Genomic DNA, 14,268 nt, shown 5'->3' on the forward strand with positions numbered 1-14,268 from the left:
ACCAACTGAGTCCCGATTATTTCGGGAGCCCAAATATTATTACTTTCTAGTTTCAGCGACCTCCTGTCCCGATACTTCGGGAGAGTCAGAAGCTCTAACCAACTGAGTCCCGATTATTTCGGGAGCCCAAATATTAGTACTTTCTAGTTTTAGCGCCCTTCTGACCAGAGGCTTCGGGAGAGTCTTAAGCTCCAACCAACTGATTACCAGTTATTTGGGAGTCCAATTATTCTTATTTTCTAGTTTTAGCGACCTCCTAACCAGTGGCTTTGAGAGAGTCAGAAACTTTAACTAATTGAATTACGAAATTAATAGGCTACTCAAGTTTTCCATGAGCAGTAAAAAACATTCGTTAATGTTTAACTTGCCTTTGGGACTGCAATGTTACATATTTGAACTCAATATTACAAAAGAGCAAATCATGAAAAATTTAGAAAATATTGATTTTTTAATCTTTGACTTAGGAAATGTAATTATAGATATCGACTATGATTTCAGTATCAATGAGTTGAAAAAAATATTACCTGAGCAAAAGTTTGAGCTTACATCTCTATTTTTTCCTTCAGAGTTCCATAAAAATTATGAAAAGGGTCTTATCAATACTCAGGAGTTTAGAGATGAAATAAGAAAGCACTTTGATTTGGATATATCTGACCAGGATATCGACCATGTATGGAACTCTTTGTTGCGAGTTATTCCACAAACTAGGATCGATTTATTAAAAAATCTTAAAGAATATTTTGGCACAGCTATTTTAAGTAATACAAATAGCCTTCATATTGATGCCTTTGAAACAATGATTAAGGAACAAACCAATGAATCTTCCATTTTCAATTTATGCGACCACATTTTTTTGAGTCATGAAATGGGATTGGCCAAACCTAATCCCGCCATCTATCAAGTGGTAATTGAAAAAATAGCTATTAATCCTGAGCGAGTTTTATTCTTCGATGATTTAGAAGCAAATTTAAAAGGGGCTGAATCAATTGGTATTAAAACCCAATTGATATCTAAATCCTTTACTATTGAAGACTTTTTTAAAAATAAGATTTCCTAAAATATTCCCCACCCTCAATCGTTATATATCCGATTGATTGGTTCTTATAAAACAAAAATCCCTGCTTGATAGGAGCAGGGATTTTTTTTCTTACCAATACTTAGCTGGTTTATCTGGCGCCACCATGGTATCTAGGATAAACTGGCGTACATCCTCATTGGAGTTAGCCAGGTCTTCTGCTCTCAGGTACATCATGTGACCACTTCTATAGCCTTTGAAAGACATTCTATCTTGGATTTTCCCCGCAGGATCCATTTGCCACATATTATATTTAGCGTTGAAATAGTCTGTCCCACCATCGTAATAACCCGATTGGGTCATTACATGTAAGTATGGGTTTTGCAACATGGCCTGTGCGAGTTGATTTCCTGTATTGTCATTACTTCTATCCCAAGGGTTGACAGGACCAAATAAGTTGTAAGTCAAGTCCGTGTTGTACTTCAAGATATTCTTTGCATAATAATTCATCGCTGGAGAAAATGCATGATTCCAAGCTGTCAAGGCAGGATCATAATCATAACGATCACCTGCGTCAGTCTGATCGATTCCTCTGTAGCGGCTATCCAATCGGCCTACTGTCAACCCTTTGTCCCGCATCAATTCTTTCCAGAAGAAACTGGTAGGCACAGCCAATGCGTGCTGTAAAAAGACTTCCTCTTTGATTCCAGAGTAATATGCCATCTTTTTGGCAATGGACTTGCGCTCGGCAGGATCCAAAGCCCCTCCTCTTGCGATGGCAGGAAGTACCACATCCAGGGTATATTTTTCCACTTCAGGAAGAATTTCATATAAATCCTTGGCTTGCAAATCAGCTGGTAACACTTTGTGATACCATGCAGTAGCTGCATAATAAGGTAAGTAATTTGCTTTTGCTACAGGTCCAGATCGATCCAAACCCAAGCCTGTTGGAGATACTAAAATCACACCATTCAAGTACATCCAATGCGCATTTTGTAACTCGTATGCCATCCCAGATACTCTAGTAGTACCATAACTCTCCCCTATCAGATACTTAGGTGAGGCCCATCTATTTTGTCTGGTAACAAAGGTTTTCACCCAATCAGATAAGTATTTTACATCAGAGTTGATTCCAAAGAAGGTACTTCTAGGTACATCTTTATTGACAATTCGGGAATACCCTGTATTCACCGGGTCAACATATACAATGTCTGCCACATCTAGGATTGTATGAGGGTTCTGCTTCACCCCGTAAGGTTGCAAAGGATATCCCTCGTCATCAATGTTTAGTACATATGGCCCTGTATAGGCTAAGTGCATCCATAAAGACCCAGAACCTGGGCCTCCATTGAAAGAAAATACCAGGGGTCTTTTATTTTTGTCACTTACATCGGTACGTTCATAATAAGTATAGAAAAGGGTGGCAATAGGTTCACCATCTTCTCCCCACACCGGCATAGTTCCGGCAGTAGCTTTGTAAGGCACACGCTTGCCTTTGACAGTGACTTCTCCATTGGTCACAGAAGAAGATTCAATTTTTACTTCTCTTTTTTCCTGTGCGAAAGTCCAAGCCAAGCAAAGAAAAAGCATGGCGAATGACAGTAATGATTTTTTCATAGGGTTTGCTGTTTACGATTTCTAAAATACATCAAATTCCAATAGTGCATACGATTATTTATGTGAATCATTTTTATGGTGGATGAGTGGAGCTAGATGCCAAACAATGGAATGCCAACACTTTCATACCAAAGATTGACCACTAATGGAGAAAGCTCCGTCATTAGATGAATTCAACTAGGTACAGCCAATGAATTACACTAGTTTTCAAAATAGAATAAACAATCCTATGAAAAAAGTTTACGTACTCCTCCTCTTGTTATGCTGGGCTGGTTTTATACATGCCCAAGACATGCATACCAAAGGCAACTATGAACTCGCCTCTAAATTTTCTCCCGAAAAGTTGAGAAAGATGATTTTTACCACCGATGTGGATGCACACTGGTTGAAGAAATCGGATCGCTTTTGGTATATGTATGAGACCTCCAATGGTAAGAAATGGTACATCGTCAATCCAGCGAACCGTACCAAAAGCCCATTATTTGACAATGACCGATTAGCAGCCGAAATTACCAAGGTGGTCAAAGATCCTTTTGATGGGCAAAACTTGGGAATTACAAACCTGAAATTTTTGGAAGATGAAAATACCATTGAGTTTAAAATTAAAAGTACCCAAGATGTGGTGAAAAAAGATTGGGAAGAAATCAAGGCCAAAAACAGGAATGCCCGTGACTCCATAGAAAAGAAAACCTTTGTCTTTCGTTACAACATCAACAATCAGACATTGACTGAGATTGCAGATCCAGAAGAAGAAGCAAAGCGTTTAGCTTGGGCAAATATTTCTCCTGACTCTTCAAAAGTGGTATTCAGCAAGCATGAAAACCTATTTTGGATGGATAAGGAAAACTTCCTAAAAGCCGTCAAAGATGAAAAAGATAGCACCATCGTAGAACATCAATTGACTACTGATGGAGAAAAAGATTACAGCTATGGTGGCTGGGGTCGTGGTGAGGATAATGTGGAAGAAGAAAAAAACAAAGATAACCGCAAAAGAGCTGGTGTATTGTGGTCAGCAGACTCCAAGCAATTTGTATTAACCCGAAGTGATGCCCGTCATGTGAAAGATTTATGGGTGCTCCATAATACCCGTAATCCAAGACCTACCTTGGAGACCTATAAGTATGCCATGCCAGGAGAAAAAGAGCAACCCACTGCTGAACTGTATCACTACTCTTTTGATACCAAAGAAATGAGCAAATTGGATGTAGCTACCTTCAAGGATCAAACGATTGGCCTTTGGTCTGAAAGTTTGCCAGCATCTTCCAGAGACGACGATTTCAAACCTGTAAAATGGTTAGGCGATCCCAACTTTTTCTATTTTTCCATCACCTCCAGAGATCTTAAAAGAATTGATATCGCTCGTTGGAACATCAAGGAAGGTAAAAAAGAAGTCATCATCGAAGAGCGTAGCAATACCTACATTGACATCAATAAGCCTGAGATCATCAACAATGGTAGAGAAATCATCCATTGGTCTGAAAGAGATGGCTGGGCTCATTTTTACTTATATGGCACAGATGGTACATTCAAAAGACAGTTGACCTCAGGTCCATTCCATAGTGAATCGATTGTACGTGTAGACGAACGTAGCCGCATCTTGTACTTTACGGCAAATGGCAAAGAAGCCGGCGAGGATCCTTATTATGAGCATTTGTATAAAGTAAGCCTAAATGGAGGACCAATCACCTTATTAAATCCAGGCGATTTCAACCATTCCGTTTCTATGAATGATCGGGCGACGTTCTTTGTCAACAATTATTCAAGAGTCAATACCATCCCTGCTTCTGCATTGTACGATGCCAATGGCAGAAAAGTGATGGATTTGGAAGAGGCTGATCTTAGCAACTTATTTGCTGCTGGCTACCAATTCCCTGAGCCATTTAAGGTAAAAGCCGACGATGGAATCACCGATTTATATGGTGTCATGTACAAGCCTTTTGACTTTGACTCAACTAAAAAATACCCTATAATCGAATACGTATATCCGGGACCACAAACTGAAGCGGTGAATAAGTCTTTTGGCAGAGGAATGGATAGAGTGGACCGTTTGGCTCAATTTGGGTTTATTGTTGTTACCATAGGCAATAGAGGTGGACACCCCGCCCGATCGAAATGGTATCATAATTATGGTTATGGCAATTTGAGAGATTATGGCTTGGCCGACAAAAAAGTGACTGTGGAGCAATTAGCTGATCGTCATAGCTTCATTGACAAATCCCGTGTAGGTATTCATGGACACTCTGGAGGAGGCTTTATGTCTACTGCTGCCATGTTGGTTTACCCTGACTTCTTCAAAGTGGCGGTTTCCTCAGCAGGTAACCATGAAAACAACATTTATAACCGTTGGTGGTCTGAGAAGCATCATGGTGTCAAAGAAGTCATTACACCAAAAGGTGATACGACCTTTATCTACCAAATTGAGAAAAACCCTGATTTGGCGAAAAATCTTAAAGGTCGTTTATTATTGGTGACAGGTGATGTAGATAATAATGTGCATCCCGCACATACGATCCGTATGGCAGATGCTTTAATTAAGGCAAACAAACGATTTGATTTCATCATTCTCCCAGGGCAAAGACATGGGTTTGGAAATATGACCGAATACTTCTTCTGGAGAATGGGTGATTATTTTGTACAGCATTTATTGGGTGACAATACCCCTCCTCCCGTGGATATGATGGAAGTCCAACGGGAGAAAGCACAAACGAAATAAACGTTTTAAACACTCATACCAACCCTCACTGACACCCGTTAGTGAGGGTTATTTATATTAAAATCACTTGGGCTTAATTTCATGGGTGTAACTTTTCCAAAAATATCATAGGGTTCTCCGACAACTCTGGCTCCCAATCCAAGGAATAAATTAACCGTCACATCCCTCGCCTCGATCATCAATTCTTCAGAAACTTCCTGAAAAAAGCTTTGTAAAGAAAAATAAGCCAACTTTTTCCCCCATCCCATTCCCCTAAGTTGTGGGTGGACTGCAAATCTTCCCCAATGCCATATGGCACCATCAAACCAAATAATGGCAACTCCAACAAGCTGAGGCCCTATCCACAATCCATACCCTTTTTGAACAGGAAATGGAACTGGCAAATATTCTACTGGAATCGCTTGCTCTTTTTCGAATACTTCCGCAAGTAAGGAAAGAACTTTTTCACTGTCTTGAGGGTTCAAAGGAATAAGTTGATGATCGTTGGAATCCATCTTTCAAGATAATCATCTATTGTTCCATATTAAAATTATTTTCCATAAACTAACTACTAAAACCAAATGAAAAGAAAAGCAACCGCTGTGTGGAACGGCACAGGTAAAGAAGGTAAAGGGCACTTAACCACTCAAACTGGCGTACTAAGCCAAACACAATATTCATTCAGTTCACGTTTTGAAGACGGTATAGGAACCAATCCAGAGGAATTGATAGCTGCGGCACATGCTGGCTGTTTTGCAATGAAATTGAGCTTCAATCTATCTGGAGCAGGATTTACACCAGAAGAGTTGCATGCTGAGTGCACCATCACTTTTGAAGATGGAACTGTGAAATCCTCTGCAATTGCTTTAAAAGCACAGGTACCATCCATTTCAGATGATAAGTTTGCCGAATTGGTAAAAGATGCCGAGTTGAATTGCCCTATTTCCAAGGCATTGAATACAGAAATCTCTGTAAGCTATGAATTGAACTAAATGAACGAGAGGCTGTCACTTAGAAAGACTGCTTTTGAGACAGCCTCATTTTTTTAACCCGAATAGCTTGCGAATACATATTTTTTATCGAATTTAGGTGGGGATTACAGTTAAATTCCTCCTTTATGCTGCGTACGTTTTTAAGAGTTCTAGTTTATTTTTCAATCATCTGCTGTTGTTTATTTTTAATCAATATATCCAATGCCCAAGCGAAGCAATCTGACTTACCTGACTCGCTTAAATCACGTTTTTACGCCGAAAAAGATGTAGAAAAACGATTTGATCAGGTATTAGAAGCAGCTTCGCAGGAATTGAGTGCTACTGTTAGTAATGCTATTTCAGCTTATGGCGTTTTTTTAGCGGATTCTTTGCAGGACAGAAAAAAGCTTGCGAAAGCCTATGAAGACTATGGAGTCAGCTTCCATAAAAAAGGAGACTATATCAGCGGAATCGAAAACCTTGGGCAGGCCTTGCAGTTGTTTGAGCTTCTGAATTCTCCGGAAGATGTGGCCAAAATAAAGTGAACCATGGGAGAGACTTTCCGAGCAAGCAAAAACTACGAGCTCGCTATGGAATACCTTCAACAATCCCTGGGTTATTTCAAGAAACATCCGGACCCTGTCATGTTGGCAAGGATTCACAATAGAATTGCCGCCACTTTACTTGAAATGTGGTACATCGCGGAAGGAAGCCTTTTCGGAAATCTCATCACTTCTAACCCCGAACTTTCTTACCTTGCTAAATTGGAATTGTCACCTGATTTAAAAATCAAAGATGATTCGCTGCTCAGTTCCATTCAGGAAAGTAAGCTGCAAGCACTCCAATCGAATCGATTTGACCTGATTACCTCTACCAATATCATCGAAGGGAGTTATTTGGTGACAACCAAACAATATGAAAAAGCAGTCATTTTATTTGAAGAAACCGAGCAAATCATTGAGCGGGAAAAGGTCTATGAGGATTTACCCCTCATTTACCTCAATTGGTCCCGACTCTATTCCATTGGCTACTTGGATAAGCCTGAACAGGCCATAGAATTAGCCAAAAAAGCTTTAGAAATTGCTCAGGCACAAGATATACCCGTGTACGAATTCATGGCTAACAATACGATTCAAGGCAATTATGCTTATTTGGGAGATTTTGAAAATGCCTATACCTATCTATTGAAGCAGGTTCCATTGATACAGGAATATGGGGAAAAAGACTTACTCACCCAATTGAAAACCTTGAAGTTCCAGTATGAATTCCAGGAAAGTGAACGAGAACTTCAGGTGAAGCAGGAGCAATTACGATTAATTTTAATGAGTATAGGCATAGTAGTTCTTTTTACATCCATATTCATCTATTCCCTTTCCAGAAATAACAATAAACAGCGGGAACTTTTATCTGCATTAAGCAAAAAAAACCAAATTATTTCTCAACAAAACCAAGAACTCGAGCAGACGAATGCTGAAAAAGATCGTTTTTTTGCCATACTTGCCCATGACCTGAAGGGACCTATCAAGGCAGTGGCCACATCCCTGAATTTGATCAATGAAAACTTAAAAAATGGTCAGGTTGAAAATACAATAATCATGACTTCTGCTGTCACCACTGCCGCTCAGCGTGCATCTGATTTATTGATGAATCTCGTGGAATGGGCCAAGTCACAGCAGGGAAAACTTCATGTGAAGCTTCAGAAAGTAAATCTTGCGGCAATCATTCAGGAAAACCTCAACCTTTTTGAAGAAAATCTTATCCTAAAAGAGTTAAAAGTCCACAACGATTTGCCCGAATCACTGGAGCTTATCAGTGATAAAGATATTCTCAACACGGTCATCCGAAATGTCTTATCGAATGCCATTAAATTTTCGAATAAAAGCGGTGCTATTCAAATTCATGTGGAAAAAGAAGAGGAAGAGGTGACGCTTTCAATTATGGATGAGGGAATAGGAATGGATGAAGAAATGGTACGGACTATTTTTAAAATTGATTCCTATAACAGCAGGCCTGGAACTGCCGGAGAAGTCAGTAGTGGATTAGGTTTGATCCTGTGTAAGGACTTTTTATCCCATGTGAATGGTGAAATTCATCTGATATCCGAGGAAAACAAAGGAACCAAAGTTTCTATTACCCTCCCATTTCATACTTAATCTCTCTTCGTGCTGATGCTGACCAATTTTGCTATAACTATGGCAGGGTACAATATTCCAAAAACAGACACAAAAGAAGAAATCATTTTTGCCTGTATATTATCTGGATGCACGTCTCCGAAGCCTACAGTACTGATACTCACTAAGCTGAAATACATAAACTCTGCAAAATCAGAGTCATCCCCTCTCAATTCCAAATTACCAGCTATGGAGGTCCCGAAGTGCAAATGAACCAATTCGAAAGCAAAAGTAGCCATCAAGGCAACGGATAAGTACACATTTACAGCACCCACAATTCGATACACATTGGCTTCCTGATCTCTAAAAAGCAATTTGAAATTGATCAAAATAAAAATACCTAAATTGAGTATAATGACTGCACGTTCCAATTCTAAAAATTGAAAAGGATTATCTGTAAACCTGATAATTCTTAAAAATACATGAATACTGACCAATACGATAGAAAGCCAAAAATGAACTTTTTCTTTAGCGGAAAATACACCAACAATAAACAGTACCACTAAAAATATATTTTGCAGCATATCCGTATCACTCTCACGGGACACAATGATCGGCAAAATAAACACGATGAATAACAGCATCAGCATGAGTGAAATGAAGCTGTTATCGGAAGTCCAATATTGTTTTACTTTCTTTAAATAAGCTGGAACAGGACTCATGATAGTTGGATTACAGATGACATGAAATGTATGCGATTGCTCTAAGGTATCAAATAATTGAATAATCGACAATTCGGCGAGACTAACTCAAAAAAGTCCTCATACACTTTAAATCTTTTCAACGATGAACAAAAATCTTGAGCAGAATAAAAGCCGGGATAAATCATAAGATTTAAATTCAAATTCTATATTTTTGAATCATCACCATGTATTTTCCAAATCTCTATTTTGAATTGGCCTAAAATTATCCGGTATATTTTCTTAAAGTTTTACTCGGCTTTGATTGACCTCTTGCCAATCATTGTGGTTATCTTGTTTTTTCAATTTATAATTCTTCAAAAACCTTTACCAAATTATCAGGATTTAATTTTTGGAAGTTTACTGGTATGGATTGGATTGATACTCTTTATGGAGGGTTTGGAATGGGCTTTATTTCCCTTGGGCAATTCCATGGCATTTGCACTAACCAATAAAGGAAATGTGTTCCTGATTATTTTGTTTGCCTTTACCTTGGGGTTTTCTACAACTATTGCGGAACCAGCTTTAATTGCCGTTTCAAAAGAAGCCGCAAGAGTGTCATCCGTGGCAGGATTCATTGGTACAGAAGATGCTGCGCTTGATTCCTTTGCCAGAGGGTTACGTTTTTCTGTGGCTGCATCTGTTGGTTTTGCTATCTTGATTGGAGTACTTAGGATTTTCAAAGGATGGCCATTGCAATACATTATCATCAGTGGCTATGCGGCAGTTGTTGGCTTAACCTTTATCGCCCCTGAAGAAATTATTGGAATTGCCTATGATACCGGAGGAGTCGCAACTTCTACGATTACAGTACCCTTGGTCACTGCTCTAGGAGTTGGATTGGCATCCAGTATCAAAGGGAGAAATCCATTGACTGATGGGTTTGGATTGATCGCAATCGCTGTAATGATGCCGATGATTTTTGTGATGATTTATGGACTAATTATTTTGTAGCATGGGTGTTTTCGATTTTTCCGTTAACTTTTTTCAAGTTTTGTGGACCACCCTGTTGGATGTTACTCCCGTGGTTTCTCTATTTGCAATTTTTCAATACCTAATTCTTCGTAGACCTTTAGAAGATTTTAGGAAAGTGGTGGCAGGACTATTCATGGTAATCATAGGTCTTACGTTCTTTTTGTTAGGATTGGAAAAAGCCTTATTCCCTCTAGGCGAGATGATGGCCATACAACTTTCTGATAAAGAATTTATTACTCGATTTGGAGTCAATTTGGATAGTTGGACAGCTTTTTATTGGGTGTATATCTTTGCGGCTTGCATCGGCTTCGCTACCACCATAGCCGAACCTTCACTTATTGCTGTTGCGATCAAAGCTAACTCCGCATCTGGTGGTACTATCAGTACTTGGGGGCTCAGAATTGTGGTGGCCATTGGAGTTGCCTTAGCCTTGACATTGGGCACTATTCGTATTGTGGTTGGGATTCCCCTTTATATTTTCATCATCATTGGTTATGTTATCGTTATGATACAAACCATCTTCGCACCTAAATCTATTATTGCACTCGCGTATGATTCAGGTGGTGTGACTACCTCTACTGTCACTGTTCCCATAGTAGCCGCCTTGGGTATTGGCCTAGCGAGTGTAGTTCCTGGAAGAAACCCTGCTATCGACGGGTTTGGTTTGATAGCATTTGCAAGTCTTTTTCCAATCATTGCCGTATTGGCTTATGCACAATTATTACAGTTTGTTCAATTGTTAAAAACTAAAAAACATGAAGTTTAAAGTCATTATGGCTTTGATCAAGCCTGAATTTTCTCAAAAAGTAGCAGAAGCGGCGAGAAAAGCCGGAGCTACGGGTGATGTCTCCCTAACTGGCCGAGGCAGCGGATCTAAAGAATCCAAGTCCTTTTTTGGTTTAGCTATCATGGACCAAACAGAGGTTTTGATGTTTTTGGTAGAAGAACATGCCACAGATGGTATTCTGAAAGCTATAAAAAAGGAAGGTAAATTAGATGAACCGGGGCACGGAATAGCCTTTGCTCTAAATGTAGAAAAAGTAGTAGGATTAGAAAGTCAAATGGAACAATTCAAAGAAAACCTAAAAAATAGTTACCTCTAGCATATGGGACATACTAACCAAACAGCCAAAGACATCATGAATGCCTCAATTGTATTCATCGACGGACTTGCGACAGTTTATGAAGCAGTCGAATTACTAAAGAAAAACCAAATCGAGGTTTTGATCATATCTAAAAGAAATGAGCAAGATGCATTTGGAATACTTACAAGTAAAGATGTGGTAACAAAAGTACTTATGAAAGAATTGGATCTGAAAGAAACAAATGTTTATGAAATCATGAGTAAACCCGTCATTAGCATTTCCTCGACTATGAATGTGCGTTATATTCCAAGGTTTTTCAAGCGAGCAGGTATCCAAACCGCTCCAGTTGAAGAAAATGGAAAACTTATAGGTTTAGTGAACTATCAGTCATTACTTTAATCAAACTTTACAATAAAAAACAGTCTTTTGAAGGAATCAATTATTTATTATCCCTCAAAAGACGGTTTATCTATTTATGCAGCATTCCTCGCAGCATTGATAATTCCGAACATGGTCCTTAATATCAATTTTTGAAGAGAAGGATCATCCTCTCCCCTTTCCAGCATGCTTTGGATGGCATATTGCTGAATGGTAATCAAAGGCAGGACAATTTTTTCACGGATGGCAATGGATTGCTTGGAAGTTGGATTATCCTGCAGTAAAGAATCCATGCCTGAAATTTCCAACAAGAGCTCCACTGTACGCTGATATTCTTCAAACATCAGATTCCACAGGTCAGCATAAGATGGATTGTCTTTTAGATATGCGGTACCTTGAAAGAAAGACTTGGCCAAAGACTGCATGGAATTACCCAATAAGGATCTGAAAAATAAAGAATCATTGTACAATTGCTTAGCCGCTTCAAATTTCCCCTCCTTTTTCAACTGCCCCAAAGCAGCCCCTACTCCAAAGAATCCGGGGATATTTTGCTTCATCTGGGCCCAAGAGCCCACAAAAGGAATGGCACGCAAATCCTCAAACTTCAAGCCTGAATCTTTGCCTCTTTTCAGCGGTCTTGAGCCTATATTAACTTTACCAAAATATTTTAATGGGGTAACATGCTCCAGGTAAGATAAAAAGGCAGGATGGGCCTTAAAATCCTTGTAAAACTGATAAGACACTGTAGCCATTTGATCGATCAAGGCACGCTGATAAGGATTAAGATTTTTATCAGAGGATGGATACAATTCATTTTCTATTCCCGCACAAAGCAATTGTTCGAAATTGTAGCTACAAGAAACAGGTTTACCATAATTGGCGGATATGGTTTGTCCCTGAATCGTGACCTGTATTTCTGCATTTTCCACCTGCTGTCCATGGGATGCATAAAAGTTGTGCATATTGCCACCACCTCTAGCCGGAGGTCCTCCCCTCCCATCGAAAAAGACTACTTTAATACCATAGTTCTTAGAAACTTTACTCAACTCTTCTTTGGCCCTCAAAATGGACCAATTGGCGCGTATATAACCTCCATCTTTGGTTCCATCGGAGAAACCCAACATGATGGTCTGCTTTTGATTACGAACATTTAAATGAGCTTGATAAATCGGGTTTTGATACAATTGCTCCATAATCTGAGGAGCTTGGGCCAAATCATCAATGGTTTCAAACAAAGGTACAATATCCAATGGAAGTGCCTTTGTGTCTCCTCCCCAAGACAAGCGAGCCAGCTGAAAGACTTCCAATACATGCAGCGCAGATTGACAATTCGAAATGATGTAGCGATGTAAACCATCTTCTCCATTGGATTGCTGCACATATTGAATGGCATCAAAGCTCTTCAACATTTCTTTATGGAAAGGCTCTTTAAATCCTACCGTAGAAAGCTCCGGCTCAAAATTTAGAATATAAGCGATTTTCTCCGCTTCTGTTTTCGCCAAAAATTCAGCCAAAGCCTCTGCTCCTGCCGTTTCTTCTATAATCTCTTCCCATAGGGCATCATGCTTCCGACTGTCCTGACGCACATCCATGTTGGCAAAGTGGAATCCAAAAATCCTTATTTTTAGAATAAACTCATCCAACTGATCTAAAAACAACCCATCATGCTGACTCAGCAAAGCCTCTCTAGCTTCCAATAGATCCGTTAACAGTTCATCTTTACTCTGGTAGTAGTTTTGATTATCAAATAAAGAATTGAAAAGCCCATTTTCTACCTTCAGCATGATAGGCTCTACATTTTTGAAGGTCAAGCGCTTTCTTATTTTCCTTACATCTCGATAGTAGCATCTTAAAATCCACTTCTGAAGCTTTTCTGCCACTTGAATAGTCGTATCATGTGTGACAAATGGATTGCCATCTCGGTCACCTCCCGGCCAAAATCCTACTTTTAGCAAGCCTGGGTTTTCCCATTCATGCAAAGGAATATCCAACATGCGTAGTAAGCGAACCAAGATGTCAGGAATAGAAATATAAAACACGTTCACCAAAAACCAGATTAAGCTGACGGCTTCATCCAAAGGAGTTGGCTTTTCTTTGTTGATAAAGGGAGTCTTTCCTAATTGTTGCAATAGAAGATTAATATTTCCCAAATCATTGGTTTTAATTGCCTCTTCCAAGTCAGTAATAATCCCCAGTACATTTCCTGGATAAAACTGCGTAGGATGGGCAGTAAGCGTCAATCTAACGGAGAAGTTTTTCAATTTTTCGATCAAAGCTTCACGCTTACGGTCATTATCTACCCGTGCTACGAGAGCCTGAACACTCCCCTTGCCCTTCAAGTCATGGATTTTATCAAAAGCAGCATCCTCTATCGAGTCAAATAAAACTACCTGTCGCTCCACATACTGCACCATTTTAAATAAAAATGCATTTCTTTCTTCCGTAGAATCATTTGCCATTAGTTCATCAAAAAAACCGTTGATGATCTCTTTGGGTGTTTTATTCGCTTGAAATCCTTCCTGGCATTTATTAGCTAATATTGGCAATAAAGTCCCTGTATGGTGGATACCTTGAAAAGGTAAATCCAAAAATAAACTGTTGTAGATAGTGAATCGCTTAGATACTTCTGTTTGATAGTTGTTTTTAAGCATGGTTAGGTTTGAGTGTTGTTTTTATCATGTCAA

At 39.2% G+C, this 14,268-nt stretch carries 13 protein-coding genes; 9 read left to right on the forward strand and 4 right to left on the reverse strand.

The features are described 5' to 3' along the window. Positions 1–421: 421 nt before the first annotated feature. Positions 422–1,057: an HAD family hydrolase gene (locus ACXIUD_RS02245; protein ID WP_458050985.1), complete on the forward strand. Its 636-nt coding sequence runs from the start codon at positions 422–424 to the stop codon at positions 1,055–1,057. 90 nt (positions 1,058–1,147) lie between these two features. Here ACXIUD_RS02245 and ACXIUD_RS02250 read toward each other — a convergent pair whose 3' ends face one another. Continuing rightward, entirely contained in the window at positions 1,148–2,632 is a 1,485-nt protein-coding gene (locus ACXIUD_RS02250; protein ID WP_458050986.1) for a S10 family peptidase, read from the reverse strand. Positions 2,633–2,861: 229 nt separating this feature from the next. On the opposite strand from ACXIUD_RS02250, the gene ACXIUD_RS02255 reads away from it, so the two are divergent. Next, positions 2,862–5,345, forward strand: a complete 2,484-nt coding sequence (locus ACXIUD_RS02255) for a DPP IV N-terminal domain-containing protein (protein WP_458050987.1) — start codon at positions 2,862–2,864, stop codon at positions 5,343–5,345. A gap of 38 nt (positions 5,346–5,383) precedes the next feature. Here ACXIUD_RS02255 and ACXIUD_RS02260 read toward each other — a convergent pair whose 3' ends face one another. Further along, entirely contained in the window at positions 5,384–5,839 is a 456-nt protein-coding gene (locus ACXIUD_RS02260) for a GNAT family N-acetyltransferase (protein ID WP_458050988.1), read from the reverse strand. Positions 5,840–5,905: 66 nt separating this feature from the next. Here ACXIUD_RS02260 and ACXIUD_RS02265 point away from each other — a divergent pair, with 66 nt between their 5' ends. The 3 genes from ACXIUD_RS02265 to ACXIUD_RS02275 all read left to right on the forward strand — a co-directional run bounded on the left by ACXIUD_RS02265 (position 5,906) and on the right by ACXIUD_RS02275 (position 8,448). Beyond that, positions 5,906–6,316, forward strand: coding sequence for an OsmC family protein (locus ACXIUD_RS02265; protein WP_458050989.1), 411 nt, complete (start codon positions 5,906–5,908; stop codon positions 6,314–6,316). 125 nt (positions 6,317–6,441) lie between these two features. Beyond that, the gene (locus ACXIUD_RS02270) at positions 6,442–6,840 is read left to right on the forward strand and encodes a hypothetical protein (RefSeq protein WP_458050990.1); all 399 of its coding nucleotides are present in this window, start codon (positions 6,442–6,444) and stop codon (positions 6,838–6,840) included. A gap of 3 nt (positions 6,841–6,843) precedes the next feature. Then, a complete protein-coding gene (locus ACXIUD_RS02275) occupies positions 6,844–8,448 on the forward strand; it encodes an ATP-binding protein (RefSeq protein ID WP_458050991.1) in 1,605 nt (534 codons plus the stop codon). Here the strand turns inward: ACXIUD_RS02275 and ACXIUD_RS02280 are convergent. Continuing rightward, complete coding sequence (locus tag ACXIUD_RS02280) at positions 8,445–9,200, reverse strand: potassium channel family protein (protein WP_458050992.1); 756 nt, start codon at positions 9,198–9,200, stop codon at positions 8,445–8,447. The genes ACXIUD_RS02275 and ACXIUD_RS02280 overlap by 4 nt on opposite strands. Positions 9,201–9,356: 156 nt before the next feature. Here ACXIUD_RS02280 and ACXIUD_RS02285 point away from each other — a divergent pair, with 156 nt between their 5' ends. Genes ACXIUD_RS02285 through ACXIUD_RS02300 form a run of 4 tightly spaced genes read left to right on the forward strand, consistent with a single transcriptional unit; the run spans position 9,357 to position 11,605 of the window. Next, positions 9,357–10,100, forward strand: a complete 744-nt coding sequence (locus tag ACXIUD_RS02285; protein WP_458050993.1) for a DUF1538 family protein — start codon at positions 9,357–9,359, stop codon at positions 10,098–10,100. Between the two features lies 1 nt (position 10,101). Further along, on the forward strand, positions 10,102–10,887 hold the full coding sequence (locus tag ACXIUD_RS02290; RefSeq protein WP_458050994.1) for a DUF1538 domain-containing protein: 786 nt from the start codon (positions 10,102–10,104) through the stop codon (positions 10,885–10,887). Beyond that, the gene (locus tag ACXIUD_RS02295) at positions 10,877–11,224 is read left to right on the forward strand and encodes a P-II family nitrogen regulator (protein ID WP_458050995.1); all 348 of its coding nucleotides are present in this window, start codon (positions 10,877–10,879) and stop codon (positions 11,222–11,224) included. Before ACXIUD_RS02290 ends, ACXIUD_RS02295 begins: the two co-directional genes overlap by 11 nt. Positions 11,225–11,227: 3 nt before the next feature. Further along, positions 11,228–11,605 (forward strand): CBS domain-containing protein, encoded by a 378-nt coding sequence (locus tag ACXIUD_RS02300; RefSeq protein WP_458050996.1) that lies wholly within the window; start codon positions 11,228–11,230, stop codon positions 11,603–11,605. Positions 11,606–11,679: 74 nt separating this feature from the next. Here ACXIUD_RS02300 and ACXIUD_RS02305 read toward each other — a convergent pair whose 3' ends face one another. Further along, positions 11,680–14,235, reverse strand: a complete 2,556-nt coding sequence (locus ACXIUD_RS02305) for a phosphoenolpyruvate carboxylase (RefSeq protein ID WP_458050997.1) — start codon at positions 14,233–14,235, stop codon at positions 11,680–11,682. Positions 14,236–14,268: the final 33 nt, after the last annotated feature.

It is taken from the genome of Mongoliitalea sp. (assembly GCF_054166905.1).